The 25,100-nt window shown below is 67.9% G+C and carries 22 protein-coding genes and 1 tRNA gene; 16 read left to right on the top strand and 7 right to left on the bottom strand.

Features of this window, described 5'->3' with window-relative positions:
• Positions 1-146: 146 nt before the first annotated feature.
• Both E3O42_RS17645 and E3O42_RS17640 read left to right on the top strand, forming a co-directional pair.
• The gene (locus tag E3O42_RS17645) at positions 147-1,463 is read left to right on the top strand and encodes a phosphoribosyltransferase family protein (protein ID WP_134455446.1); all 1,317 of its coding nucleotides are present in this window, start codon (positions 147-149) and stop codon (positions 1,461-1,463) included.
• A 373-nt stretch (positions 1,464-1,836) separates the two neighbouring features.
• Positions 1,837-2,976, top strand: coding sequence for a DUF475 domain-containing protein (locus E3O42_RS17640; RefSeq protein ID WP_134455444.1), 1,140 nt, complete (start codon positions 1,837-1,839; stop codon positions 2,974-2,976).
• Positions 2,977-2,978: 2 nt separating this feature from the next.
• On the opposite strand, the gene E3O42_RS17635 is transcribed toward E3O42_RS17640, so the two are convergent.
• Positions 2,979-3,356 carry a YciI family protein gene (locus E3O42_RS17635; RefSeq protein WP_134455442.1) on the bottom strand — a complete coding sequence of 126 codons (378 nt, stop codon included), beginning with the start codon at positions 3,354-3,356 and terminating at the stop codon, positions 2,979-2,981.
• 21 nt (positions 3,357-3,377) lie between these two features.
• Positions 3,378-4,016 (bottom strand): MBL fold metallo-hydrolase, encoded by a 639-nt coding sequence (locus E3O42_RS17630; protein ID WP_134455440.1) that lies wholly within the window; start codon positions 4,014-4,016, stop codon positions 3,378-3,380.
• A 145-nt stretch (positions 4,017-4,161) separates the two neighbouring features.
• On the opposite strand from E3O42_RS17630, the gene E3O42_RS17625 reads away from it, so the two are divergent.
• Positions 4,162-4,234, top strand: a tRNA-Glu gene (locus tag E3O42_RS17625).
• Positions 4,235-4,432: 198 nt separating this feature from the next.
• On the opposite strand, the gene E3O42_RS17620 is transcribed toward E3O42_RS17625, so the two are convergent.
• On the bottom strand, positions 4,433-4,726 hold the full coding sequence (locus tag E3O42_RS17620; protein ID WP_166788034.1) for a 2TM domain-containing protein: 294 nt from the start codon (positions 4,724-4,726) through the stop codon (positions 4,433-4,435).
• 198 nt (positions 4,727-4,924) lie between these two features.
• Here E3O42_RS17620 and E3O42_RS17615 point away from each other — a divergent pair, with 198 nt between their 5' ends.
• Complete coding sequence (locus E3O42_RS17615; RefSeq protein ID WP_134455436.1) at positions 4,925-5,734, top strand: PP2C family protein-serine/threonine phosphatase; 810 nt, start codon at positions 4,925-4,927, stop codon at positions 5,732-5,734.
• A gap of 143 nt (positions 5,735-5,877) precedes the next feature.
• On the opposite strand, the gene E3O42_RS17610 is transcribed toward E3O42_RS17615, so the two are convergent.
• Positions 5,878-7,551, bottom strand: coding sequence for an MFS transporter (locus E3O42_RS17610; protein WP_166788033.1), 1,674 nt, complete (start codon positions 7,549-7,551; stop codon positions 5,878-5,880).
• Positions 7,552-7,887: 336 nt separating this feature from the next.
• Here E3O42_RS17610 and leuC point away from each other — a divergent pair, with 336 nt between their 5' ends.
• The 6 genes from leuC to E3O42_RS17580 all read left to right on the top strand — a co-directional run bounded on the left by leuC (position 7,888) and on the right by E3O42_RS17580 (position 14,402).
• Positions 7,888-9,357, top strand: coding sequence for a 3-isopropylmalate dehydratase large subunit (gene leuC / locus E3O42_RS17605; RefSeq protein ID WP_134455432.1), 1,470 nt, complete (start codon positions 7,888-7,890; stop codon positions 9,355-9,357).
• Positions 9,358-9,372: 15 nt separating this feature from the next.
• Complete coding sequence (leuD, locus tag E3O42_RS17600) at positions 9,373-9,981, top strand: 3-isopropylmalate dehydratase small subunit (RefSeq protein WP_134455431.1); 609 nt, start codon at positions 9,373-9,375, stop codon at positions 9,979-9,981.
• Positions 9,982-10,085: 104 nt separating this feature from the next.
• Positions 10,086-11,414, top strand: a complete 1,329-nt coding sequence (murA, locus tag E3O42_RS17595; protein WP_134455465.1) for a UDP-N-acetylglucosamine 1-carboxyvinyltransferase — start codon at positions 10,086-10,088, stop codon at positions 11,412-11,414.
• Positions 11,415-11,514: 100 nt separating this feature from the next.
• Positions 11,515-12,255 (top strand): lysophospholipid acyltransferase family protein, encoded by a 741-nt coding sequence (locus tag E3O42_RS17590; RefSeq protein ID WP_241984907.1) that lies wholly within the window; start codon positions 11,515-11,517, stop codon positions 12,253-12,255.
• The gene (locus E3O42_RS17585; RefSeq protein WP_134455429.1) at positions 12,245-13,372 is read left to right on the top strand and encodes an NAD(P)H-dependent glycerol-3-phosphate dehydrogenase; all 1,128 of its coding nucleotides are present in this window, start codon (positions 12,245-12,247) and stop codon (positions 13,370-13,372) included. The genes E3O42_RS17590 and E3O42_RS17585 overlap by 11 nt, the downstream gene beginning before the upstream one ends.
• Positions 13,275-14,402, top strand: coding sequence for a D-alanine--D-alanine ligase family protein (locus E3O42_RS17580; protein ID WP_134455427.1), 1,128 nt, complete (start codon positions 13,275-13,277; stop codon positions 14,400-14,402). Before E3O42_RS17585 ends, E3O42_RS17580 begins: the two co-directional genes overlap by 98 nt.
• A 163-nt stretch (positions 14,403-14,565) precedes the next feature.
• Here E3O42_RS17580 and E3O42_RS17575 read toward each other — a convergent pair whose 3' ends face one another.
• The gene (locus E3O42_RS17575; protein ID WP_134455425.1) at positions 14,566-15,096 is read right to left on the bottom strand and encodes a DUF3515 domain-containing protein; all 531 of its coding nucleotides are present in this window, start codon (positions 15,094-15,096) and stop codon (positions 14,566-14,568) included.
• A gap of 24 nt (positions 15,097-15,120) precedes the next feature.
• Between E3O42_RS17575 and thiL the strand changes: the two genes are divergently transcribed.
• Entirely contained in the window at positions 15,121-16,110 is a 990-nt protein-coding gene (thiL, locus tag E3O42_RS17570; RefSeq protein WP_134455423.1) for a thiamine-phosphate kinase, read from the top strand.
• Positions 16,111-16,134: 24 nt separating this feature from the next.
• On the opposite strand, the gene E3O42_RS17565 is transcribed toward thiL, so the two are convergent.
• The gene (locus tag E3O42_RS17565; RefSeq protein ID WP_241984906.1) at positions 16,135-16,713 is read right to left on the bottom strand and encodes a flavodoxin domain-containing protein; all 579 of its coding nucleotides are present in this window, start codon (positions 16,711-16,713) and stop codon (positions 16,135-16,137) included.
• 43 nt (positions 16,714-16,756) lie between these two features.
• The gene (gene rsmD, locus E3O42_RS17560; RefSeq protein ID WP_134455421.1) at positions 16,757-17,335 is read right to left on the bottom strand and encodes a 16S rRNA (guanine(966)-N(2))-methyltransferase RsmD; all 579 of its coding nucleotides are present in this window, start codon (positions 17,333-17,335) and stop codon (positions 16,757-16,759) included.
• Between the two features lie 84 nt (positions 17,336-17,419).
• On the opposite strand from rsmD, the gene E3O42_RS17555 reads away from it, so the two are divergent.
• The 5 genes from E3O42_RS17555 (at position 17,420) to E3O42_RS17535 (ending at position 25,060) form a co-directional block, all read left to right on the top strand.
• A complete protein-coding gene (locus E3O42_RS17555; protein ID WP_134455419.1) occupies positions 17,420-19,657 on the top strand; it encodes an ATP-dependent DNA helicase RecG in 2,238 nt (745 codons plus the stop codon).
• An 85-nt stretch (positions 19,658-19,742) separates the two neighbouring features.
• Positions 19,743-20,231: a pantetheine-phosphate adenylyltransferase gene (coaD, locus tag E3O42_RS17550; RefSeq protein WP_134455417.1), complete on the top strand. Its 489-nt coding sequence runs from the start codon at positions 19,743-19,745 to the stop codon at positions 20,229-20,231.
• Between the two features lie 140 nt (positions 20,232-20,371).
• Entirely contained in the window at positions 20,372-21,307 is a 936-nt protein-coding gene (locus E3O42_RS17545) for an AAA family ATPase (protein WP_420897899.1), read from the top strand.
• A 73-nt stretch (positions 21,308-21,380) separates the two neighbouring features.
• Positions 21,381-22,769 (top strand): DUF58 domain-containing protein, encoded by a 1,389-nt coding sequence (locus tag E3O42_RS17540; protein ID WP_166788032.1) that lies wholly within the window; start codon positions 21,381-21,383, stop codon positions 22,767-22,769.
• Positions 22,766-25,060 carry a transglutaminase TgpA family protein gene (locus E3O42_RS17535; protein ID WP_134455412.1) on the top strand — a complete coding sequence of 765 codons (2,295 nt, stop codon included), beginning with the start codon at positions 22,766-22,768 and terminating at the stop codon, positions 25,058-25,060. Before E3O42_RS17540 ends, E3O42_RS17535 begins: the two co-directional genes overlap by 4 nt.
• The last annotated feature ends 40 nt before the right edge of the window (positions 25,061-25,100 follow it).

Here is a 25,100-nt window from a genome sequence, read left to right as displayed (position 1 = left end):
CGCCAACGCCCTTGCGCCCTGGCTGAACCACTACAACACTGAACGCATCCACACCGGCATCGGAGGAACACCCATCAGCCGAGTGTCACCCAGGTAGTGGCTCAGTACAACTAGCGCCCGAGGGACTCGGGGACGATCATGGGCCGATGGTGCTCTTCACTAATCGCGTCGAGGCCGGTCGTCGGCTGGCCCTGCAGCTGGACTTCCTGCGTGGGCAGGACATCGTCGTCCTCGGCATTCCCCGCGGGGGAGTGCCGGTGGCGTTCGAGGTCGCCGCCGCGCTCGACGTCCCGCTTGACGTCATTGTCGTGCGCAAGCTCGGCGTGCCCTTCCAGCCCGAATTCGCGATGGGCGCCATCGGCGAGGGCGGGGAACAACTCATCGACGAATCGACCGTGGCCTTGACCGGTGTGACCGACGCCGAGGTGAGCGCTGTCGAAGCCCGCGAGCGCGTGAGCCTCGACGCGCGGGTCGAGCGACTTCGGCGCGGCCGCAGCCGGCTCCCGCTCGATGGCCGCACCGTCGTGATCGTCGATGATGGGGTAGCCACAGGGGCGACCGCACGGGTGGCCTGCGACGTGGCCCGCCGGTTCGGCGCCGAGAAGGTGATCCTCGCGGTGCCCGTGATCGCCGCCTCAACCCTGGCGGAGATGACCGGCGCCGACGACATCGTTTACCTGGCGGCACCGGAGACCTTCTGGGCCGTCGGCCAGTTCTACACAGACTTCTCAGCCACCACTGACGACGAGGTCGCCCGGCTGCTGGTCGAGGCGGCCCGCCGGCTCCATGGGCCCACGGGCACAGACTCGAACCTCGAGGCCGACGTCGATGTCGAGGTCGAGATTCCCGTCGACACCGTGACCCTGAACGGGTACCTGCACCTGCCCGCGTCGCCGCCCGGAGTGGTGCTCTTCGCCCACGGCAGCGGCAGCAGCCGGCACAGCCCCCGCAACCAGTACGTGGCCGATGTGCTGTTCGAGGCCGGGTTGGGCATCCTCCTGTTCGACCTTCTCACGCCGGGGGAGGAGCTGGACCGGGGCAATGTCTTCGACATCGAGCTGCTGGGCCGGCGCTTGGCCGCCGTCACCCACTGGCTGACCGCCCGGCCCGATGCTGCCGGAGGGCGCATCGGCTACTTCGGCGCCAGCACGGGAGCCGCCGCTGCGCTGTGGGCGGCCGGCGAGCCGGGCACGCACATCGCCGCGGTCGTCTCCAGAGGGGGCCGACCCGACCTGGCCGGCACGAGATTGCCACTGGTGACCGCCCCCACCCTGCTCATCGTCGGCGGTGCCGATATCACCGTGCTCGAGGTCAACCGCGAGGCACAGAAACACCTGCGCTGCGAGAACCGGCTGGCCGTGGTGCCCGGGGCCACCCACCTGTTCGAGGAACCGGGCGCCCTGGGTGCCGTCGCCGAGCTGGCCGTCGACTGGTTCGCCCGCCACCTGTTGCCGCCCGGCTAGAGGGTGTCACTTTCAGCACGTCAGCCACGCTGTGCAGTGCTCTGCGCCTGGTCACCGGGGGTGCCGTTGAGCGGCCTGCCGATCAACCACTTCGCCTGGGAGGTCGAGCCTGTGCAGAACCGCACCTGGCTCTAAGGACAAAGTGACATTACACGGACGGGATTGGGCACCCGGTCCGTGTTTGCGACCTCTATCCCTGTAAACGTCCATCGCTCGGCCTCAATACAGTTCACAACGATGCACGCCTTTGCCCGCTGCGGCGTTACCGTGGTGTGCCACCCCATGGATCTTCGACCTCGACACGTGGCGGCCCACGAACTCCCAGAAAGGATGCGGAGAGCCCGACGAAACGGGTGATCCCAACCAGGCTCGAATGAAAACGTTCTTCCACCACTTCTCGTGGTCGCTCATAGTTTCCCTGATTGCGCTCGCTATTGCGCTGCTCTACGGAGGCTGGGCTGCGGTTGCACTCTGCGTGATCCTCGGGCTGATGGAGATTTCTCTCTCCTTTGACAACGCGGTTGTCAATGCCAGAGTGCTGGAGAAAATGTCGGAATTCTGGCAGAAGATCTTCCTCACGATCGGCATCCTCATCGCCGTCGTCGGGATGCGCCTGGTCATGCCACTCGTTCTTGTGTCCGCAACCACGGGCTTGTCATTCGGAGAGGTCATCACCCTGGCCCTGGAGAAGGGCGACCCGGCAACCGTCGGTACCTATGGTCACTATCTGCACGACGCGCACCCGCAGATTGCAGCCTTCGGCGGCATGTTCCTGCTCATGCTCTTTCTGGACTTCATTTTCGAAGACCGGGACATCACCTGGCTCAGCTGGCTGGAGAAGCCACTGGCAAAGGTTGGCAAGCTCGATTCGCTGTCGTACGTTGTCGCACTCGCCGCCCTGCTCGCCGGAGCTGCCATTGCCGAAGATCCCTCGCTGGTCCTCATTGCAGGCGTGCTCGGCCTCATCACGTACATCCTGGTGAACGGACTCGGGTCATTGTTCGAGGGTGGCGACGCTGCCGAGGACGACGCAGGCACCCAAGATGCCGCCGAGGAGAGCTCGGGAGTGTCAGACTCCAAACGCGGCGGCGCGTCGTCACTGGCCGTGCTCACCGGCCGGGCAGCGTTCTTCTCATTCCTCTACCTCGAAGTCCTCGACGCGTCCTTCTCCTTCGACGGCGTCATCGGCGCGTTCGCGATCACCGCTGACCCGATTATCATCCTGCTGGGTCTCGGTCTGATCGGCGCGATGTTCGTCCGATCGCTCACTATTTTCCTGGTGCGCCAGGGCACCCTCAACGACTACATCTACCTCGACCATGGCGCCCACTGGGCCATCGGTGCGCTCGCGGGCATCCTGCTCTTGAGCATCGGTTTTGAGATCCCGGAGATCGTCACGGGACTCATCGGAGTGTTCCTCATCTGCGCGGCCTTCTTCTCGTCGGTCCTTGCGAACCGGCGAGAATCGACCGCAACCTTGGCGAAAGTCCCTGAACTCGTCGACAGTCCCTAGCGTCAGCCCTCGCCGCGCCAGCGTCCGTCGTGGAAGGCCAGCGCCGCCGGGCGTACCTCGACGACACCGTAGAGCGCGGCGGGGCATTTCTCGGCCCACTCCAGCGCGGCGGCCCGGTTCGGCACGTCGATCACGAAGCAGCCCGACAGGGATTCGACGGCGTCGATGAACGGGCCGTCACGCACCTCCCGGCTGCCGCCGCGGAGCGTCACCGTGGTGGACTCCGCAGCGGGCCGAAAGATATCCGCCGATACCAGCGCGCCTGACTCCTGCAGCGACGCCGCGTACGCATCGAACAGCTCCCTAAACGGCGGCAGCTCCTCCTCGGAGATGTCGCCCTCCCTGGTCTCAGCCTTGATGATGAGCAACGAGAAGCGCATGGGATCTCCTTCGATATGCGGTTACAGGTCAAGCGACTCGTGGGGTTCGAGCGGGAAGAAGGTGCCGCCATACTGCTCCGTGGCGCTCTTGATGCGGGAGCTGGCCAGGTCCTTGCCGCTTCGCGACAGTCCCATCTCGTGGGTGGGGAAGCTGCGCATGGGCTTGACCGCGAGCACGTAGTCGATGACCTCGCTGATCTTCAGCCACGGTGCACCGGCCGGAACGGCCAGGGTCTTCACGGTGACACCCTCGGGGATCGTGAACGCGTCACCAGGGTAGAACAGCTCGTCGTTCACGAGCACTCCCACGTTGTCGATCACCGGGATCGACGAGTGGATGACGGCGTGCTTCTGGCCGAAGAACCGCAGAGTGAACGGGCCTGCTTCAACGGTGTCACCCTCGGCGACAACGGTCACCGCGATCTCACCGGCTGCAGCGGCAACACCGGCCGGTCCGTAGATGGGCACGCCGGGGTTCATGGCGATCACGCGGTTCAGCTGCTCGGGCGTCCAGTGGTCGGGGTGCTCGTGAGTGATCACGATCGCGGCAGCATTGGCGGTCTCGGTCAGTGCGGTGGTGAACGATCCGGGGTCGATGAACAGCTTCTGCCCTGAGGCTTCGAGGACGAGTGCGGCGTGTTCGAGTTTGGTCAACTTCATGTCTCGAGCTAATACCCAAACCAGACCGCGGGCAACGCGCGACACGCGCATCCTGTGAGCACCAATAGACCTGCGCGACGCGCGGACGGCGCACTCGATTTGAACTCGGTTACCCGGCTGTGGCATACTCGTGAAGTTGCAAAACGGCCCCATCGTTTAGCGGCCTAGGACACCGCCCTCTCACGGCGGTAACACCGGTTCGAATCCGGTTGGGGTCACAAACGCCCCGGCACTCCTTCTTTGAAGGAGGCCGGGTTTTTTTTATTTGTGACGCTCGACCCTGTCCTTGCTGAAAGCCGGCCAGGAGTCGCCGTATTCGCCGACCGCGACACCTGGGGACTCGGCAAGACCTGGAAGGCCCTGCCGATCGTGCAGAAGTGTGCCTAGCTGATCCGGCCACAGGCGCCGGTCGCCGGCTACTTGGCGCCGCCGCCCTGGTTGCCGCGGGTGATTCGGGCCACTTCTTCGTCGATGGCGTCTTCTGTGATGATGCCCCGGTTGGGTCCGAAGGCGTCGAGGCCGATGAAGAAGGCGGCGATGCCCATGCCGCCGATCGGCCAGATCGGCCAGAAATACCCGCCCGGATCGGTTAACAGCCACACGGCGGTGACGATGAGAGAAACCCCGAGCCAGACTCCGCAATAGTTCCAGAAGTCCCGGCGTGCCTTGAGCCGCTTCGTCGCGAGTTTGCGGAGTTCTTCGTTGTTCATACCGCGAGGGTATCGCCGGTGCGATGCCGCGACCATCCCCCGACCGGCCGAGGCTGCGGCAGTGGAGCGCTACCCCCGGATTGCCCGGTCAGAGTACTTCTGAATGGATCCAGGGTATTGGTACGGTGGTACCTCGACTTCCCCCGAATAGGGCGGGAGCGCTCCGAATCGGAGCCGGACGGATTTTGCGGAGTGCACATGGCGGTCAACGGTGAGAGTGTGATCACCCTCGGCGACTCGAGCGTGCACTTCAGCTTCAGTGCCGGCAGCGACGTCGGACGCGTGCGCAAGGTGAACGAAGACAGCTATCTAGCCCGGTCGCCGGTGTTCTTCGTCGCGGACGGCATGGGCGGACACGCCCACGGTGACGCCGCCAGCCAGACCGTCATCAGGGTCTTCGACGACCACATCGAACAGGATGTGCCCTCGACCCCCGAGCGGATCCTCGACGCGATCCACTCGTCGAACGACGCGGTGCGCGATCTCAGCGCTGCGGACGACTTCGGCACCGCCGTCTCCGGCACGACCCTCACCGGCGTCGCGTTCGTCGATGCCGGCGACGACGTGGGCTTCCATTGGATGGCCTTCAATATCGGTGACTCCCGCATCTACACCTGGGATGGTCGCACCCTCGAACAGCTCAGCGTCGACCACTCCGCGGTTCAGGAGATGGTGGATGCCGGCCTGATCAAGGCGACGGACGCCGAGAAGCACCCGGACCGAAACGTTATAACCCGCGCCATCGGGGCCGACGAATTCGTCGACGCGGATGTCTGGCTGCTGCCCGCGACCGGACGTCACACCTTCCTGATCTGCTCCGACGGCCTCACCAAGGAGCTCTCGGTCGGCGAGATCGCGGAGTTGCTCGCCTCGCACGCCGGACGGGAGGACCTCGGATCACTCGCCGACGTGCTTGTCGCCGCGGCCCTGGCCAAGGGCGGACGGGACAATGTCACTGTCGTCATCGTCGAGTCGACTTGGGGCGGCCCCGGCCAGACACCGATGTGACCCGCGAGCGCCCGTCGGGTCAGAACCTTGAAGACATCCGGCCACGCAACACGAATCCGGACTAAAAGACGGCAAGAGGGGATCTGTGCTCGTACGGCCTGTCCCTCGGCGAATTCGCCGTGCAGGTGCCTCGGGCCTGACGTCTAGGGCTGTTTGCCGGTGCCGGCCTTGCTCGTGTCTGTGCTGCCCGCCCCGGTGCTCGACAGCGGCGGTGTCCTGGGCAGTCGCAGGGCCGCAGCGAAGCCGAGCAACCCCGCGAGCGCCAGACCGGCGTACACCACCGTGAGCGCCGTCTGCCGGGCCTCGGCGTTGATCTCGAGGATCTCGGCCTGCTGATCGGCGGGGAGCTCCGCGACGGCGTTGCTGAGCTGCGCGTCGCTGATGATTTGCGCCTTCTCGGTGACCGCGGTGTCCAGTTGGGACTGTTCGGATGCCGAGAAGACCGGGCTGGAGTCGATGAGGGTCGTGGCCGTCAGGACGAACACCGACAGGATGAGGGCGCCGGCCAGTGACGTGCCCAGGGACGCCCCGATGTTCTGGGAGGTGTTGATCACGCCGGAGGTTTCGTTGGAGCGCTGTGGTTTCACCGACGACATGATGAGGTTCTGGTTCTGGGAGGCAATGGTGCCCGCACCGAACCCGACCAGCGCCAGCCCCAGGATGAACTCGGTTCCGCTCGTGGCGTCCCTGGCCAGCACCCCCATCGCCGCCGCGCCGACCACGATGATGGCAAAGCCGGCGAGGATCACGGAGCGCGGCGCGAACCGGCGGCTGAACACCCGCCCGCTCACCGCCGCGGACAGCAGCACGGCCAGGGACAGCGGCAGCAGGGTGAGCCCGCTTTGGATCGCCGAGTAATTCAGTTCCATCTGCACATAAAGGGAGAGCGCGAAGATCGCGCCGGTCAGCACGAGATACTGCAGCAGCTGCACGGCCGTCCCCGCCGAGACCGCCCGAATACCGAAAAGACTCAAGTCCAGGAGGGTGTCATGGTGATGCCGGTCCCGGCTCCGTTCCACCAGGACGAAAGCGATGAGAAACAGCAGGCCGATGGACACGAGGATGACCGTCGGGGAGACCTGGCCGGCGGCGAGCACGACCTGCCCGAAGATCTCGACGTCGACGCGGCTGATGAACAGTCCGTAGGCCGAGGCCATCACGATGCCCAGCACCGCCGTGATGAGGCCGGCGGCGCTGAGGATGAACCCCGTCCAGTCGAAGCGGGGCTTCCGGCCCAGGAAGGGCGCATCCTTGATGATCTTCAACTGGGTCACGATGTACAGCGCCACGAGCAGTTCGCTGGCGAAGGCCAGCCGCCACGACAGGTATGACGTGAACAGGCCGCCGATTATCGGTCCGATGCCCGCGGCGATGCCCGCGATGGCGGCGAAGCCGGCGTAGGCCTTGGCCCGGGCGGGGCCGGCGGCGAAGTTCGACACGATCAGGGACATCATGGCGGGGAGCATCATTGCCGCGCCGAGCCCCTCGAGGATCGACCAGCCCAGGATGAAGACAGCCAGGGTGGGGGAGATCGCGGTGATGCTCGTGCCCACGGAGTACACGCTGAGGCCGATCACGAATGCACGCTTGCGGCCGATGATGTCGCCCACCTTGGCGCCGGCGATCATGAACGCGGCCATCACCAGGGTGTACAGCGTGATGGCGTTCTGGATGCCGGTGACCGTCGTGTCGAAATCCGCCACGAGGGTGGACAGCGACACATTCATGAACGTGGAGTCGACGACGATGATGAACTGGGCCAGCAGGATCACGACCAGCACCCTGCCTGTGGTCTTCGGAGCGGTCACGATCGTCATGCGCACACCATACGTCGACCGTCCCCCCACTGCCAGCGGCCGCCCCGCTCCCGCAGGCATCCGCGAACCGTGAGAAAAGCACCAGGATGCGCGGTTTTTTGGGGCAAAGCTCACAGCTCGCGCACTCTACGTCGCCCACACGCTCGCAACCGCCGTGCCTGTCGAATCCCGGCCGCAGTGTTAGCCTGAGGTGTGCTGCAACGTCGACTTCTTCTTCTGTGCCGCGACGAGTCTCGTATCTAACAGGCCCACTCGTCGCGGAGTTTGTCGTTGGCTGACCACCGTTCCCGAGGAAGACGCACGAACATGACTAATGCAGTGAACACTGATTCACCCATGGCGGATATCCGCCCCCGCACCCTGGCCGAGAAGGTCTGGGACAAACACTTGGTGGCCAAGGGTGAAAACGGCACGCCCGACCTCATCTACATCGACCTGCACCTCGTGCACGAGGTCACCAGCCCGCAGGCTTTCGACGGGCTGCGCCTTGCGGGACGCCCGGTTCGCCGGCCAGACCTGACGATCGCGACCGAGGACCACAACACGCCGACCCTGGCGATCGACCGGCCCATCGCCGATCTGACCAGTCGCACCCAGATCGAAACCCTGCGCCGCAACTGCGCCGAGTTCGGCATCCGCCTGCACTCGCTCGGCGACATCGAACAGGGCATAGTGCACGTGGTCGGCCCGCAGCTGGGCCTGACCCAGCCGGGCATCACCGTCGTCTGCGGCGACTCGCACACCTCCACCCACGGGGCCTTCGGCGCCATGGCGCTGGGCATCGGCACCAGCGAGGTGGAGCACGTCATGGCCACCCAGACGCTGCCGCTCAAGCCGTTCAAGACCATGGCGATCACCGTCAACGGCACCTTGCGCCCCGGCGTCACCGCCAAGGACATCATTCTCGCCGTGATCGCCCGAATCGGCACCGGCGGCGGCCAGGGCTACGTGCTCGAATACCGCGGCAGCGCCATCCGCGCCCTCTCCATGGAGGGCCGCATGACCATCTGCAACATGTCGATCGAGGCCGGCGCCCGCGCCGGCATGGTCGCGCCGGACGCCACCACCTACGCCTACCTCGAGGGCCGCGCCCACGCGCCCGCCGGCGCCGACTGGGACGACGCCGTCGCGTACTGGGACACCCTGGCCACCGACGAGGGTGCCAGCTTCGACGCCGAGGTCATCCTCGACGCCGACACCCTTGAACCGTTCGTGACCTGGGGCACCAACCCCGGACAGGGCGTCTCGCTCAGCGACACCGTGCCCAACCCCGCCGACATCGACGACGCCAACGAGCGCAGTGCCGCGGAACGCGCCCTCGAATACATGGACCTGGCCGCCGGCACCGCCATGAAGGACATCCACGTCGACACCGTGTTCCTCGGCTCCTGCACCAACAGCCGCGTCGAAGACCTGCGCGCCGCCGCCGAGATCATCAAGGGCAAGTCCATCGCCGACGGCGTGCGGATGCTCGTCGTGCCCGGTTCCGCCCGCGTGCGGATCGAAGCCGAGGCCGAGGGTCTTGACAAGATCTTCCTCGCCTTCGGCGCCGAATGGCGTTTCGCCGGCTGCTCGATGTGCCTGGGCATGAACCCGGACCAGCTGGCCCCTGGGGAGCGTTGCGCCTCCACCAGCAACCGCAACTTCGAGGGCCGGCAGGGCAAGGGCGGACGCACCCACCTGGTCTCTCCGCTGGTGGCCGCGGCCACCGCCATCCGCGGCACCCTCTCGAGCCCGTGGGACCTCGTCCAGGACGGCATGCTGGGCCACGACGCCGTTCCCGCCGTTTTCGTCCCCGCACGCTAAGTAGGAGCAGCCGTCATGCAGAAATTCACCACCGTCACCGGTGTCGCCGTGCCCATGCGCCGCTCGAACGTCGACACCGACCAGATCATCCCCGCCGTGTTCCTCAAGCGGGTCACCAAGACCGGTTTCGAGGATGCCCTCTTCTACGGCTGGCGCCAGGATCCTGAGTTCATTCTCAACCAGCCGGCCTACCAAAGCCCCAAGGTCCTGGTGGTCGGCGCCGACTTCGGCACCGGATCCTCCCGGGAACACGCCGTCTGGGCGTTGCGCGACTTCGGCTTCGACGTGGTGCTGAGCCCCCGGTTCGGCGACATTTTCCGGGGCAACTCCGGCAAGCAGGGCCTGCTGGCCGGCCAGATCAGCGAGGACGACGCCGAGACCCTCTGGGGAATCCTCGAGGCGAACCCCGGAATAGAACTGACCGTTGATTTGGTTGCCTGTACTGCCAGTGTCGGCGAGCTCACAGTCTCATTTGAGGTCGACGAATACACTAGATGGCGACTGCTGGAAGGCCTGGACGACATCGGCCTCACCCTGCGCGACGAAGCGCGAATCGCAGAATTCGAATCCCACAGGGAGCCCTGGCGCCCCCGCACTCTCCCCGCAAGGCAGGTAAATTTGTGATCATCGTCGGCGACAACGCGCAGGTTCGCGAGAACGACAAGCTTCAGGACCCCGCCATTCAGGGCATAGCAGAGCGTGGAAACGCGCAGAGTCACGGAGCGAATGTGGGCCTGGTGGGCGACAAAATCACCATCCGCGGCGGACGCCCGCTGGTCGGCCGCATCGAGGTCAAGGGCGCAAAGAACCTGGTCACCAAGGCCATGGTCGCCGCGCTGCTCGGTGAGACGCCCAGCATCCTGCGTGACGTGCCGAACATCAGCGACGTGCGCATCGTGCGCGGCCTGCTTGAGGCGCACGGCGTCAAGGTGACCGAGGGCGACGAGCCCGGCAGCCTGATGCTGGACCCGGTCGACGTGGAGAGCGCGCACTATGCCGACATCGACGCGCACGCCGGCTCCTCCCGTATCCCGATCCTGTTCTGCGGCCCGTTGCTGCACCGCCTCGGCGAAGCGTTCATCCCCGACCTCGGCGGCTGCCGCATTGGCGACCGCCCGATCGACTACCACCTCGAGGTGCTGCGCAAGTTCGGCGCCGTCGTCGAGAAGCAGGAAAGCGGCATCCGCATGTCGGCGCCGAACGGCCTCAAGGGCACCAAGGTGGAGCTGCCGTACCCCAGCGTGGGCGCCACCGAGCAGGTGCTGCTCACCGCCGTGCGTGCCGAGGGCATCACCGAGCTGAAGAACGCGGCCATCGAGCCCGAGATCATGGACCTCATCAACATCCTGCAGAAGATGGGTGCCATCATCACGGTCGACACCGACCGGGTCATCCGCATCGAGGGCGTCGATAGCCTGCAGGGCTACCAGCACCGTGCCCTGTTCGACCGCAACGAGGCCGCCAGCTGGGCCGCGGCCGCGCTGGCCACCGACGGCGACATCTTCGTCGGCGGCGCCAAGCAGGCCGAGATGCTCACCTTCCTCAACGTCTTCCGCAAGGTCGGCGGCGCCTTCGACATCCACGACGACGGTATCCGCTTCTACCACCCGGGCGGCGACCTCAAGCCCGTCATTATCGAGACGGATGTTCACCCCGGCTTCATGACCGACTGGCAGCAGCCGCTCGTGATCGCGCTCACCCACGCCCACGGCGTGTCGATCGTGCACGAAACCGTCTACGAGCAGCGCTTCGGCTTCGTCGACGCCCTGGTCGAGATGGGCGCCACCATCCAGATCCACCGCGAATGCCTCGGCGGCCACCCGTGCCGCTTCGGTCAGCGCAACTTCAACCACTCCGCCGTCATCGCCGGCCCCACCAAACTGGTCGGCGCCGACATCGAGGTTCCCGACCTGCGCGGTGGCTTCAGCCACCTCATCGCGGCCCTCACGGCCGAGGGAACCTCCACCGTGAGCAACGTGGGAATCATCAGCCGCGGGTACGAGAACTTCATCACCAAGCTGCGCCTATTGGGAGCTGACTTCGATCTCGCAGGATAATGGCACTGTGCCAGATACAGACGTGCCAGATACAGAGGTGCCAGATTCCAACGTGCCAGATTCCCCTTCTCCGTCGTCACCGGTGACGAAAACCGGCAGGGTGCACTCCGAGAAAAGCAAACCCTCGATCTTCTGGCTGCTCGCCGTGCTGGTCGTACCGTTGATGAACCTGGCCGCCCGCTACAAGATCACCGACGGTCACAAGTTCCCGCGGGAGGGTGCGTTCGTTTTCTCGCCCAACCACTACAGCGAGATCGATCCGATCGTGATGGGCATGGTCAGCTGGAAGCTCGGCCGGCTGCCGCGGTTCCTGGCCAAGGCGTCGCTGTTCAAGCTGCCCGTGGCCGGCTGGCTGCTGCAGAAGTCCGGGCAGATTCCGGTGCAGCGCGGCGGGTCGGTGCGCGGAAGTGAGCCCGTCAAAGCGGCCCGCTTGCTCGTCGAGCGCGGCCAGATGGTGGTCGTGTACCCGGAAGGCTCCCTCACCCGCGACCCGGGCATGTGGCCTATGCGCGGCAAGAGCGGCGCCGTGCGCATCGCCCTGGAGCAGGGCATCCCCATCGTCCCGGCGGCGCACTGGGGCACCCAGCAACTCATGGAGCGGTACTCCAAGAAGCTGCACCTGTTCCCGCGCAAGACCATCCTGGTCAAGATCGGCGACCCGATCGACCTGGCCGAGTTCCGCGGCCGCAATCTCGACACGGCGACGCTGAACGAGGCGACCGCCGTGGTGATGGAGGCCATCACCGCCCTGCTCGCGGACCTTCGCGACGAGACCGCGCCGGCCAAGCGCTGGAACCCCTCTGAGCACGATCAGAAAGAGACCGGCCGTTTTGAAGCCTAGAGTCCAGCCGGGCACCCGCGTCGCCGTTCTCGGGGCGGGAAGCTGGGGCACCACATTCGCGAAGATCCTTACCGACGGCGGAGCGGATGTGGTGCTCTGGGCCCGACGCCCCGAGCTGGCCAGGGAGATCACCGAGGGGCGCCGCAACAGCGACTACCTGCCCGGCATCAACCTGCCCGTGGGCCTGCGCGCCACGTCCAGGCTCGACCTGGCCCTGGCCGGGGCCGAGCAGGTCTTCGTTTCGGTGCCGAGCCAGTCCCTGCGTGAGAACCTCATCCAGGCGGAGCCGTTCCTGGCGCCCAACGCCATCATCGTGTCGCTGATGAAGGGCGTCGAACGCTCCTCGGGGCTGCGGATGAGCGAGATCATCGAGCAGGTCCTACCGATCGACCCGGCCCGCATCGCCGCGATCTCCGGGCCCAACCTCGCCCTGGAGATCGCCAAGGAGCAGCCCACCGCCGCGGTGGTTTCCTCGTCGAATCTGGAAACCGCGCACGCCGTTGCCCTGCTGGCCACCACGAAGTACTTCCGTTCGTATGTGAACACCGATGTCATCGGCACCGAGTTCGGCGGCGTACTGAAGAACCTCATCGCCGTGGCGATCGGCATCGTCGATGGCGTCGGCTACGGCGAGAACACCAAGGCGTCCATCATCACCCGTGGGCTCGTGGAGATGACCGACTTCGCCGTTGCCTACGGCGCCCAGCCGGAGACCCTCGCCGGCCTCGCGGGCCTCGGCGACCTCATCGCCACCTGCCAGTCGCCGCTCTCCCGCAACAACACCGCCGGCCGGCTGCTCGGCCAGGGCTACAGCTACAACGACGTCATCGCCCAGATGCAACAGACCACGGAGGGCCTCGCATCCGTGAGCCCGATCCTCGAGCTGGCACGCGCCAAGGGCGTCGACATGCCCATCGTCGAACAGGTCCGCCAGGTGCTGGCCGGTACGCTGAAGCCGCGGGATATTGCGCCGCACCTCACCACCGACTCCGGCGCACCGCAGGGTGAAAGGACCATCGATGACGGACAAGCTCACGGTAGCGCTGCTGTTTGGGGGGCGTTCAAGCGAACATTCGATCAGCTGCGCCACAGCGGGCGGGGTACTGGCCGCAATTGACCGGGACCGCTACACGGTCATTCCGGTGGGCATCACCCGCGACGGCACCTTCGTTCTCGAAGACGACGACCCGACCAAGTTCGCGCTGACCGCAGCCGCCCTGCCCGAGGTCGCCGACAACGGGACCCGGGTGCTCTGGCCAGACAACGCGCGCAGCCGCGAACTCATCGTTGTCGACGACTCCGGCCGCCGCAGCCTCGGATCGATCGACCTGGTGTTCCCGATCCTGCACGGCCCATACGGCGAAGACGGCACCGTGCAGGGGATGCTCGAACTCGTCGACCTGCCGTTCGTGGGCTCCGGCGTGCTCGCGTCGGCGTTGGGCATGGACAAGCACTTCACCAAGACCGTCCTGCAGCAGGCATCGCTGGCCGTTGCCCCCTGGCGCACCATCACCGCAGACGACTGGGCCGACGCGCCGGGGATGGCCTACGCCGCCCTGGAAGAGTTGGGCCTGCCCGCCTTCGTGAAGCCGGCCAGGGCCGGCTCCAGCGTCGGCGTGAGCCGGGTCGCCAGCTCCGACCAGCTGGCCGAGGCGATGGCCGTGGCCCTGGCCGAGGACGACAAGGTGCTCATTGAAGCGGGCCTGGTGGGCCGCGAACTCGAGGTCGCCGTTCTGCAGGGGCGGCCAGGGGAACCGGCGCACGCCTCGGTTGCCGGGGAGGTCGTGGTCACCGGCCGCGACTTCTACGACTTCGCCGCCAAATACCTCGACGCCGCGGGCATCGAACTGCTCTGCCCCGCAAACCTCGCTCCGGTGGACCTGGCCGAGATGCAAGCCATCGCGGTGCGGGCGTTCGAGGCCATCGACGCCGCCGGCCTGGCCCGGGTGGACTTCTTCCTCACCGCCGACGGCTGGGTGATCAACGAGATCAACACCATGCCGGGCTTCACCCCCATCTCAATGTTTCCCAGCTGCTGGCTGGCCAGCGGGTACACCTACCCGCAGCTGATCGACGAGCTCATCGAGGTGGCCCTGGCCCGCGCGGCGCACCGTCGCCGCCGCACTTCCGCCGTCGTCACCGAGTAGCGGCCCCGCCGCCACCACGTGCCGCGAAATGGCTCTTCAGCTGCCGTGAAGGGGGCGTTTGCCGTAAGCCGATGGATGCGCCCTCCACGACGTGCCGCAAGATTCTCCTTCAGCGGTATCGAAGGGGGTATCTTCGGCAACTCGAAGAGGGAGTGTCAGCTGGTCAGGGCGCGGGGGCCTCGGTGGGCAGCGTCACGTCGTCGGCACCGAGGCACTGCTTCGAGGCGGGAACGTTCGCGACGGCCGCGGAGAGGTCGACCAGGGCGGTCGATCCGCTGACCAGCCCGGAGTCGAGGTAGACCTCCGTGGCCGGTTCACGCCCGTAGGTGGTGTACCGGTACATGGGCGCCTCGGAGTCGTCTTCGATCCAGTCGATGCCGTTGATGCTCACGCAGGGCAGGGTGGTGGGGCCGGGCACATCGACGCCGCAGGTGAGCAGCACCGCGCTGGGGTCGCCCCAGGCGCCGGTGGCCTGAGCGTTCGTCTCGCGTTCGGGCTGGTCTGCCACGGTGGTCGGCAGGCGCACGATGATGTCGGCGCAGGCCGGGTTCTCCGCATCCGCTGCCGGCTGCATCGGAACCGCGGCGGCGCAGCCGGTGAGCACGACGGCGGAGGCCGCGAGCAGCAGTGCTGTCGCGGCGCGGAGCCCGGTGCGGTGGGGGAGCCGGAGCGGGAGGGTGAACTGGGGAGTCATCACATTCAGGTTACCGTTTGAAGCATGACGAATGCTCCCGACCAGACCCTGGCCGACCTCAGCGAGGGCGAGGTGCTCGCCCGCATCTTCCCGCGGCTGCCGCACGCCGACACCGAGCTGCTCGGACCGGGTGACGACGCCGCCGTGCTCTCGGCCGCCGACGGCCGGTACGTCGTCACCTGCGACATGATGATCCAAGGCCCGGACTTCAGGCTGGCCTGGTCGACACCGCACGACCTGGGCTGGAAGGCCGCCGCCACGAACCTGTCCGATGTCGCCGCGATGGGCGCCAGGCCCACCGCGCTCGTGGTGGCCATCGCCGCTCCGCCGTCGACGCCGATCTCGGTCATCCTCGGCATCGCCGACGGGTTGCGTGAGGGCTGTGAAGCGCTGGCACCGGGCTGCGGGGTCGTGGGAGGCGACCTGTCCGCCTCCGATGCCCTGACGCTCTCGATCACGGCGTTCGGCGACCTCGAGGGCCGGGCGCCCGTGTTGCGTTCGGGGGCTCGGGCCGGCGACGTCGTCGCGCACGCCGGCCGTCTGGGCGACGCCGGCATCGGCCTCGGACTGCTGTTCCGCTTCGGAGTAGACGCCGACGGGGTACCCAGCCGCGCGGCGGCCGATGCGCTCAAGCTGCGCGAGCCCCGGTTCGTCGAGGCGCAGCTGGCGCCGGTTCCGCCGATCCGGCTCGGCACGGTCGCGGCGGCGGCCGGAGCGACGGCCATGCTCGACGTGTCCGACGGCCTGGCTATCGACGCGGGCCGGCTCGCCAGGGCCAGCGGCGTCGGCGTCGATTTCGAATCCGCTGAGCTCGGTGACCGGCGTGAGCTGGCCCTGGGCGGGGGAGAGGACCACGGCCTGCTGGCCACCTTCCCGCCCGGCGTGGTGCTCCCGGCCGGATTCCGGCGCCTCGGCACCGTCACCGACCAGCCCGGCATCGTACTTGTGGACGGCGAGCGGCACACCCAGGGCGGCTGGGACCCGTACCGCGGCTGGGACGGCGCCACAACCTGAGCGGCCGCAGAGTGAGTGGTCGGCTCAGGCGGTCTTGACCAGGGCGCGGGCGATCTCCCTCGCCCAGGCCTCGATCTCCGGCCAGTCCCGGAAGTCGCCTGCCGGGATCTTCCCTGCTGCGCCGGGGAATTTGCGGATTACCCGGTGCCCCAGGCTCAGCGCCTCCGGATCGATCGCGCCGAAGAACACCCGGTGGCCGACCGGGCGCAGCGTGTTGGTGAAATCGGCGATCTCCGCGGGAACGGTGCTCTCCCGCACGTCGGCGCCGTCGGCATCCGTGGTCTCCGGTCCGAGCGGGCCGCTGCTGAACAGCCAGACCCGGTGTTCGAGGAGCGTGGGCTGGGAGCGGCGCACGAAGGTCGTCGCGTCCTTGAGCCAGTGACCCATGTACACGGCGCTGCCCACCACGAAGGCGTCGTAGCCCGCGACATCCTCGGCGTGCGGGGGTCGTGCGGCATCGTAGACGCGCACATCCAGGCCGGCCAGGCCGAGTTCGGCGCTGATCCGTTCGGCGATGCCCATAGTGGCGCCGTATTGGCTGGCACAAACAACCGCAACGCGCACGGGGTCGACCTCTCGGATGTGGTGGACGACGGTGCCCACACTGCCAACGTTAGGCGTATAAACCCGTTCTGACCAGCCCTCTTCAGGGGTTCGGTCCGGCCACCCCTGCGTACCAGAGGGTGGTGTCGCCGTAATCCTTGCGGCGCTCCCTGACGAGGCCGGGCCCCCAGGTGGGTTCCGGTGACCTGGACGAGCGTTCCACCACCACCAGGGCGTCGGGGTCGAGGAGCGTCGTGAGGGCTGCGAGGTTCGCGGCCAGTTCGGCGTCGGCGAGGTCGTACGGCGGGTCGAGGAAGACCAGGTCGAAGCCGTCAGGGGTGCCTGCCAGGAAGGACTGCACGGCCTGGCTGGACACGGAGATGGAGAGGTTCGCGCCCTTCGGGGCGGCCTTCTGCACGGCGGCGGCGTTCTTGCGGCAGGTTTGGCTGGCCGCGAAGCCGTTCTCGACGAGGGTGACCACCCTGGCGCCGCGGCTGGCGGCCTCGAGGCCGAGCGCGCCCGAACCGGCGTACAGGTCGAGCACCCGGTAGTCGCGGATGGCGTCGCGGGCGTCGAGTGCCGAGAAGAGTGCCTCGCGCACCTGGTCGCTGGTGGGCCTGGTGCCCTTGGCCGGCACGGTGAGGGTGAGGGAGCCGGCGAACCCGGCGACAATTCGCGTCATTTGCCTTCGAGCCTAGCCTTCGTGCGCTAACCACAATCTGCGGTGCCGGCGCCCGGCGTCGGTGGTGACGTTTAGCATCGGAGTATGACCGGTTCGGATGCCGCCGCCTCACACGGGGAATCCGCTGACGACCCCGGAGCACTGACCCTCGACTCTGGGCTGCGGGTCGTTCTCGGCCAGGGCCCGGCGACTCTGCTCGGCAAGGCCCTGGGCATGTCGACGGTGGGCGACCTGCTGAGCCACTACCCGCGCCGCTACGCCCGGCGCGGCGAGCTCACGACCCTGGCGGCGTTGCCGCTCGACGAGGCCGTGACGGTGCTGGCCGAAGTGCTGTCCGTGACCGTGAAGAGCCCCGGCAGCCGGCAGCCGGGTAAGAGATCGCCGCACCGCACCGAGGTCATCATTTCCGACGGGCGAGGCATGCTCTCGCTGACGTTCTTCAACCAGCCGTGGCTGAGCAGGACGCTGCGCCCCGGCATGCGGGCCATGTTCTCCGGCAAGGTCACGATCTTCAACAAGACCCGTCAGCTCGCCCATCCCGACTTCGAGATCGTGCCGGGCAGCGACGACCCCATGGACGCCACCATCTCGCCGGAGGACGCTGCAGAGGCCCGCCTGTGGGCCGACCGGCCCATCCCGATCTACGGTGCAACGGCTGCTGTGACCAGCTGGCAGATCGCCAAGCTGATCGTGAAGGTCCTGGAGAAGCTCGGCCCGGTGGAGGACCCGATCCCCGAACGGCTGCGGCGCGAACGCGGTCTGCTGGAGCACCGGGACGCGCTCGTGCGCATCCACCGCCCCGCCACCGACGAGGAGTGGAACGAGGCCAGGGGCACGCTGCGCTTCACCGAGGCCTTCGTGTTGCAGTGCGTCCTGGTGCAGCAGCACACGGAGCACCGGGCCCTGCGCACGCGGGCGCGGCTGCCGGTTCCCGGCGGGTACCTGGAACGATTCGACGCGGCGTTGCCCTTCGCCCTCACCGTCGACCAGGAGATCACCGGAGCCGAGATCCTGCGAGACATCGCCCTGACCGCCCCGATGAACCGGCTCGTGCAGGGTGAGGTGGGGTCGGGTAAAACCGTCGTGGCACTGCGCGCCATGCTCGCGGTGGCCGACTCCGGCGGCCAGGCGGCGCTGCTGGCCCCCACCGAGGTGCTGGCGGGGCAACACCTGCGCTCGATCACCCGCATCCTGGGCCCCGATCTCGCCGCCGAGCTGATGCCCACCCTGCTCACCGGCCAGCTCCCCGTCGCCGAGCGGCGCAAGGCCCTGTTGCGCACGGTGTCCGGCCAGGCGCGCATCGTGATCGGTACGCACGCGCTCCTCAGCGACACCGTCGGGTTCTTCGACCTCGGGCTGGTCGTCATCGACGAGCAGCACCGTTTCGGCGTCGACCAGCGCGAGGCCCTGCGGCAGAAGGCCGAGCTGCCCCCGCATGTTCTGGTGCTCACGGCCACGCCAATTCCGCGCACCATCGCGATGACGGTATTCGGTGACCTCGATGTGAGCACCATCGCCATGCTCCCGTCGGGGCGCCCGGGTATCGAGAGTTTCGTGGTGCCCCTCGACGAGAAACCGGCGTGGGTGGTGCGCGTGTGGCAACGGGTGTCCGAGGAACTCGCGCTCGGCCGCCAGTGTTTCGTCGTGTGCCCGGCGATCGCCCCGAAGAAGCTCGAGCAGGGTGAGGAGATCGACTTCGACGCCACCCCGATGACGACCGTCGAAGAGCTCAATGCCGAGCTCCACCGGCATCCGCTGTTGCGAAGCGCCCGCATCGAACCGCTGCACGGTGCGATGAGCGCCGACGAGAAGGACGCCACGATGCAGGCCTTCGCGGCCGGCGACATCCAGGTGCTCGTGGCCACCACCGTCATCGAGGTCGGAGTCGACGTGCCCAACGCCTCGGTGATGGTCGTGATGGATGCCCACCGCTTCGGCGTGTCCCAGCTGCACCAGTTGCGCGGCCGGGTGGGCCGGGGCGGCGTGCCGGGGCTGTGCCTGCTGGTCACGGCGGCACCGACGGGGTCCCCGGCCAGGGACCGCATCGAGGCTGTCGCGAACACCCTCGACGGTTTCGTCCTGGCGCAGGTCGACCTCGAACAACGGCAGGAGGGTGATGTGCTCGGGCGCTTCCAGTCCGGCGGCCAGTCGTCGCTGCGCCTGCTACGCGTGGCGACCGACGGCGACATCATCGCGGACGCCAGGACGGCGGCCCGCGAACTCATCGGCGGGGACCCGGAGATCCGCACCATTCCGGCGCTGCGAGCGGCCGTCCGCCGCCGGCTCGACGACTCGGAGCGCGCCGCGCTCTCCAAGGGCTGAACCCGTTCCTCGCAATGGGCCCAACGTCTGGGAAACCGGCCGGACCGGGCAGCGGGCGCTGCAAGCTGGCGCTAGGGTGAACCGTATGCGCAGGATCGCCGTCGTACCTGGTTCATTCGACCCCGTCACACTGGGGCATCTCGACGTGATCCAACGGGCGGCGGGACTCTACGACGAGCTACACGTCCTCGTGGTGCACAACCCTTCCAAGTCAGCGCTCCTGCCCATCACTCAGCGGGTGTCCCTCATCGAGCGGGCCGTCATCGAGGCCGAACTGCCGGGGAACATCATCGTCAGCTCCTGGAGCATGGGCCTGCTCGTCGACTACTGCGTCGACGTGGGCGCCAGCGTGCTGGTCAAGGGCATCCGGTCTCAGATCGACGTGGCCTACGAGACCCCGATGGCCATCGTGAACCGCAACCTCGCGGGCGTCGAAACCATTTTCATGTTGCCGGACCCCGCGCACGCCCACGTGTCCAGCTCCCTGGTGCGCCAGGTTGCTGCACTCGGCGGTGACATCGCGCCGTACGTGCCGCCCGCCGTCGCGGCCTTCCTGAATCGACCGCTGGCATGAGTGCGTTTCCGGGACGCTGGGTCTCGGAGTCGGCCGTGGCCGGCACGACTACCGTCGATGTGGCCTCCCGCAGCGCCGTCGATATGGACGGAGAAACCGACGTGGCACTAGCCGACGTGCAGGGAGCCGCCCTCGCGATCATGCGCAACGTCGAGTCCGTCATCGACGGCAAGCACTCCGCCGTGCAGATCGCGCTCACGGTCCTGCTCGCCGAGGGGCACCTCCTCATCGAGGACGTGCCCGGTGTGGGCAAGACCATGCTCGCCAAGGCCCTGGCCAAGTCCGTGGACTGTAGCGTCAGCCGCATCCAATTCACGCCCGACCTGCTGCCCTCGGACGTGACGGGGGTCTCGATCTACAACCAGGCCGAGCGGCGGTTCGAGTTCAAGCCAGGCGCCATCTTCGCGAACATCGTGATCGGCGACGAGATCAACCGGGCCAGCCCGAAGACCCAGTCGGCGTTGCTCGAGTGCATGGAGGAGCGGCAGGTCACCGTCGACGGCCACAGCTATCCGCTGGCCCGACCGTTCGCCGTCGTCGCAACCCAGAACCCCATCGAGATGGAGGGCACCTACGCCCTCCCCGAGGCCCAGCGCGACCGGTTCATGGCGCGCATCTCGATGGGATACCCCGACCCGGCGTCAGAGCTGTCGATGCTCGATTCGCGGGACCTGACCAGCCCGCTGTCCCGGATCGACGCCGTGGTCACGGGTGCCCAATTGCGCGGCATGATGTCCGCCGCGCGCAGCGTGTTCGCCTCCGGTGCGGTCAAGGAGTACGCGGTCGCCGTGGTGCGTGCCACCAGGGACGACCGCGACCTGCGGTTGGGCGCGAGTCCGCGGGCGACGCTGCAGCTCATCAGGGCCGCGAAGGCGCAGGCGGCACTGCACGGCAGGGAGTACGTGCTTCCCGACGACATCGACTCGCTCGCCGTCGCCGTGCTTGGCCACCGGTTGGTGCCAACGACCCGGGCGCTGGGCCATCGATCCCAGGACAGCGCCGTGCTCATCGAGGAGACGGTCAGGCGGATCCTGGCCGCTACGCCCGTTCCGACGGGGTCGCAGGGCCGGCTCTAGCGGTAGGCACGCAATCGCGGTCATGATGGGGTTCTAAGCGCAGGTGGACGTGACGCAGATGAGCATGACGCAGATGAGCATGACCCGGACGGACCTGACCAGGTCACCAGGCCGGGCCCGCCGCCAGGTGCGCCCCACCGTGCGCGGTGCCGTCTTCCTGGGCGTCGGGGCCGCGCTCTTCGTGCTCGCCTGGGCCTACGACGAACGGGACCTCCTGTTCGTAGCCGGAGTGCTGCTGCTGGTCCCGATCGTGGCCCTCGGTTTCGTGCTCGTCCATCCGCTGCGCGTGTCCGTCACCCGGGCGTTCCGGCCCGGCACCGTATCAGCGGGGTCCAGCGCCGCCGTGACGATCCAGATCCGCAATCTCGCCCCCTCGCCCCTCCCCGGCCTGTGCTGGCGCGACACGGCGGCCAAGGGCGTCATCGTGCCGCCGAGCCAGCCGCTGCGGGCCCTCGCGCCGGCACGAGCCGGCCGCTCAGGGGCCGCAGACACCACCGAGGTGAGCTATCAGCTGCAACCAGCCCGGCGGGGCGTGTATCCGGTCGGCCCGCTGATGCTGGGCCGTTCGGACCCGTTCGGGCTCGCCTATAGCGAGTGGCCAGTCGGTGCGCCGCACGACCTGACCGTGACTCCCAGGGTCACGCCGCTGCCGGGCAACGGCGTGTCGATCACAACCGGTGAGGGCTCCCGCCACGAGCGTGTGCGGCATCTCAACAACGACTCCGATGAGTTGATCGCCAGGGAGTACCGGCCGGGGGACCCGATGCGCAGGGTCAACTGGCCGGCGACCGCCCGACATGGCGAGATCATGGTGCGTCAGGAGGAGCAGCGCAGCCACCCCGAAGCGCGCATCATCCTCGACACCAGCCGCGGCGGGCGCGGTGCCGGCCTCCGGCACGACGCCGAGTTCGAGCGGGCCGTTGAATTGGCGGCATCCATCGCCGTGCATCTGCTGGAGGGCGGGTTCAGGCTGGACGTCGTCGAGCTCGGCCCGTGCCAGCTCCTCCCCGGTCGGCCCGTACCCGGGGACCCCAGGGCTCCGCACGATCCGGATGAAGGGCGGCGAGGCGGCCTGCGCGGAGACGACCCGGCGTCGTTCTCCGGGCCGGAGGGCGTCCTCGCCCTGGTCGACGCACTGGCGATCGTGGTGCAGCGCGATCGTGTGGTGCGCGCCGCGAACGATGACGTCGTGCCCGGCCGCGGCCACCTGGCGGCCTCGGCTCTGGGCCGGCAGGTTCCGTCCCTCGCTGTTCTCGTGGATATCGGCCCCGCCGACACGAGTGACCTGGTGGCCCTGCGCGGCCTCTGCCAGCCCGCCGTCGCGTTCGTGTTCGACACCATGGGCGCCGCTTCGATCGATCGGCTCAATGAGGCCGGCTGGCACTGCGTGCCGGTCGGGGCCGCTACACAGGTCGCGGCGGCGTGGGCGCGGGCAGGCCAGGACCGGGAGGAGGCGCGGTGACCAGGACAAGAGTCGTGCGCTGGCCACTCACCCTGGCCCTGCTGGTGCTGCTGATGACCGGATGCACCGCACTGGGCGCGGTGCTGTCCGGATCAGCGTGGTGGTTGGTGCTGCTGATCGTGGCAGGCGTCGTGCTCGTCGGTGCGGCGGGGCTCCGTCATGCGGGTGTCCACAGTGCGCTCGTGCCGCTGTTGTCGACGGGTGGGCTCGTTGTCCTGCTCACGCTGTTCTTCGGTGGCGGGACCGGGCTGCTCTGGCTGATTCCCACCGGCGACACCTTCGAGCGATTCACCGACCTGGCCACCGCGGGTGTGCGGTCCATTCAGACGCAGGGCACTCCGGCCCAGGTGCTGGACGGCATCATGTTCCTTCTGGCCGTGGGGGTGGGCCTGTTGTCGATCCTGATGGACCTCCTCGCAATCGGCCTGGCCCGGCCAGCGCTGGCAGGTATCCCGGCCCTGGTGCCCGTCGCGGTACCCGGCTTCGTGGTGTCCGCCGGTGCGGACTGGGTCGCCCTCGTTGCAACCGCCGCCGCGTACCTGCTCCTCCTGCGCATCGACGTGCACCTGCGGGGCATGCAGGTCAACCGGCAGGCCGGCGGGCGCGGAGCAGGAATCACGGGAGTGGCAGGGGCCGTGCGCGGCGCCATCACCATCGGTGCCTTCGGCATCGTCGGTTCCCTGGTCTTCAGCCTGTCAGCGCCGGTGATCTCCGGCGGATCCTTCGGCTCGCAGCCCAACAGCGCGCTCTTCGGCGCCGGGGTCAGTCAGATGATCGAGCTCGGCCAGGACCTGCGAAGGCCTCAGGCAGGTCCCGCGCTGCACTACCGCACGACGGCCACCGAGCAGCCGTACCTCGCGCTGCTCACCCTCGATGACATCAAGGGCACAAGCTGGCTGCCGAGACCCGTCGAGGTCGATGAGGATCGGACCGTCGACTCGATCGCGAATCCGCCCGGGCTCGCCCAACGGGTGGCCAGGACCGAGGTCACCACCGTCGTCACCATCGACGGGGTGAACGTCGAAAGGCTGCCGGTCCCCGTGCCCGCCAAGCGTGTCGACAATCTCACCGGTGACTGGTTCTGGAGCGAGGGCACCCGGGCCATTACGAGTACGGACAGCACGACCACCGGCCAGCGCTATGTGGTGACCTCCCTCGAGCTGCAGCCCACCAGGGAACAGCTCCGGGAGTCCGGCGGCCGGTATCCGGTGGCCGTCGAGCCGAGCCTGTTCCTGCCGATGGGAACCCCCGCGGTCGTCGGCGAAACCGCGCGCACGGTCAGCCAGGGCACAGAATCGAACTACGACGCCGCCGTGGCCATTCAGGACTACCTGCGCGGAAACGACTTCACCTACGACACCGAGGCTCCGGTCGATGACGACTACGACGGCGGGGGAGCGGATGTCATCGCCACGTTCCTCGACGTAAAACGCGGGTATTGCGTGCATTTCGCCTCGGCGATGGCCCTGATGTCCCGGAGCCTGGGTATACCGGCCCGGATAGTACTGGGGTACCTCCCCGGCACCCGCACGACCACCGTCATCGACGGCCAGAACCGGTACGACGTGGACTCGCACGACCTGCACGCCTGGCCGGAGCTCTACTTCGTCGGGGTCGGCTGGGTGCCCTTCGAACCGACACCGGGGCGGGGTACGGTACCGGAATACGCGTCGCCGGAGAGCACCATCGTGAACGGTGTGCCGTCCACGGGCGGGGCCCCGTCGGTCGTGCCGCGGCAAAACGAGAACCCCGGACTCGAGGGGGGCACCGCGGACACTCTTGCGGCGGCAGAGGATGAGCTGCCCGGCACTCTCGCCCGAGTCGGGCTCGTGGCGGCGGCCGTCCTGCTTCTCCTGCTGGCCCCCGGCGTGTGGCGCCTGCTCCGCCGGCAGCGGCGGCGGCGGCTCCTGGCAGCGGGCCGGGCCGGCGCGGTCCTGGGCTGGCGTGAGCTGACCGACACCGCGGTGGACCACGGGGTGGAGGTCTACGACACCCTCACCGCGCGGGAACTGGCCGACAGCATCCGGGACAGGCCAGGTGTCGGCGACACGCCCCGGGCGCGGGAGGCGCTCGAGCGGATGCTGGTGGCCACGGAACAGGCGCGCTACGCCCGCCCGGACGGTCCGGCCCAGACCCGTGGCGCCGGGTTCCTGGACGATCTCGACGTCGTCGTGCAAGCCCTGCGGCAGGGTTCCGGGGCTGCCCAACGGGCCAGGGCGCTGATTTTCCCGGCGTCGCTGACCTCGACGGCGCTGCGCCGGATGGGCCTGGCCGCCGGTACTCCGGAGTGACCGGGCGAGACGAAGAACCGGCGGGCACCGACCACACGTC

Origin of the sequence: Cryobacterium adonitolivorans (assembly GCF_004402695.1) — a bacterium.
In the GTDB taxonomy this organism is placed as follows: domain Bacteria; phylum Actinomycetota; class Actinomycetes; order Actinomycetales; family Microbacteriaceae; genus Cryobacterium; species Cryobacterium adonitolivorans.
Note: the sequence above shows the minus strand (reverse complement) of the source record. Positions and strands in the feature narration are given on the sequence as shown.

Bases quoted from the DNA above. Each gene is read 5' to 3' on its own strand.
- E3O42_RS17645 (WP_134455446.1), top strand. From the start codon at position 147: ATGGTGCTCTTCACTAATCGCGTCGAGGCCGGTCGTCGGCTGGCCCTG.
- E3O42_RS17640 (WP_134455444.1), top strand. From the start codon at position 1,837: ATGAAAACGTTCTTCCACCACTTCTCGTGGTCGCTCATAGTTTCCCTG.
- E3O42_RS17635 (WP_134455442.1), bottom strand. From the start codon at position 3,356: ATGCGCTTCTCGTTGCTCATCATCAAGGCTGAGACCAGGGAGGGCGAC.
- E3O42_RS17630 (WP_134455440.1), bottom strand. From the start codon at position 4,016: ATGAAGTTGACCAAACTCGAACACGCCGCACTCGTCCTCGAAGCCTCA.
- E3O42_RS17620 (WP_166788034.1), bottom strand. From the start codon at position 4,726: ATGAACAACGAAGAACTCCGCAAACTCGCGACGAAGCGGCTCAAGGCA.
- E3O42_RS17615 (WP_134455436.1), top strand. From the start codon at position 4,925: ATGGCGGTCAACGGTGAGAGTGTGATCACCCTCGGCGACTCGAGCGTG.
- E3O42_RS17610 (WP_166788033.1), bottom strand. From the start codon at position 7,551: ATGACGATCGTGACCGCTCCGAAGACCACAGGCAGGGTGCTGGTCGTG.
- leuC (WP_134455432.1), top strand. From the start codon at position 7,888: ATGGCGGATATCCGCCCCCGCACCCTGGCCGAGAAGGTCTGGGACAAA.
- leuD (WP_134455431.1), top strand. From the start codon at position 9,373: ATGCAGAAATTCACCACCGTCACCGGTGTCGCCGTGCCCATGCGCCGC.
- E3O42_RS17580 (WP_134455427.1), top strand. From the start codon at position 13,275: ATGACGGACAAGCTCACGGTAGCGCTGCTGTTTGGGGGGCGTTCAAGC.
- E3O42_RS17575 (WP_134455425.1), bottom strand. From the start codon at position 15,096: ATGACTCCCCAGTTCACCCTCCCGCTCCGGCTCCCCCACCGCACCGGG.
- thiL (WP_134455423.1), top strand. From the start codon at position 15,121: ATGACGAATGCTCCCGACCAGACCCTGGCCGACCTCAGCGAGGGCGAG.
- rsmD (WP_134455421.1), bottom strand. From the start codon at position 17,335: ATGACGCGAATTGTCGCCGGGTTCGCCGGCTCCCTCACCCTCACCGTG.
- E3O42_RS17555 (WP_134455419.1), top strand. From the start codon at position 17,420: ATGACCGGTTCGGATGCCGCCGCCTCACACGGGGAATCCGCTGACGAC.
- coaD (WP_134455417.1), top strand. From the start codon at position 19,743: ATGCGCAGGATCGCCGTCGTACCTGGTTCATTCGACCCCGTCACACTG.
- E3O42_RS17545 (WP_420897899.1), top strand. From the start codon at position 20,372: ATGCGCAACGTCGAGTCCGTCATCGACGGCAAGCACTCCGCCGTGCAG.
- E3O42_RS17540 (WP_166788032.1), top strand. From the start codon at position 21,381: ATGAGCATGACCCGGACGGACCTGACCAGGTCACCAGGCCGGGCCCGC.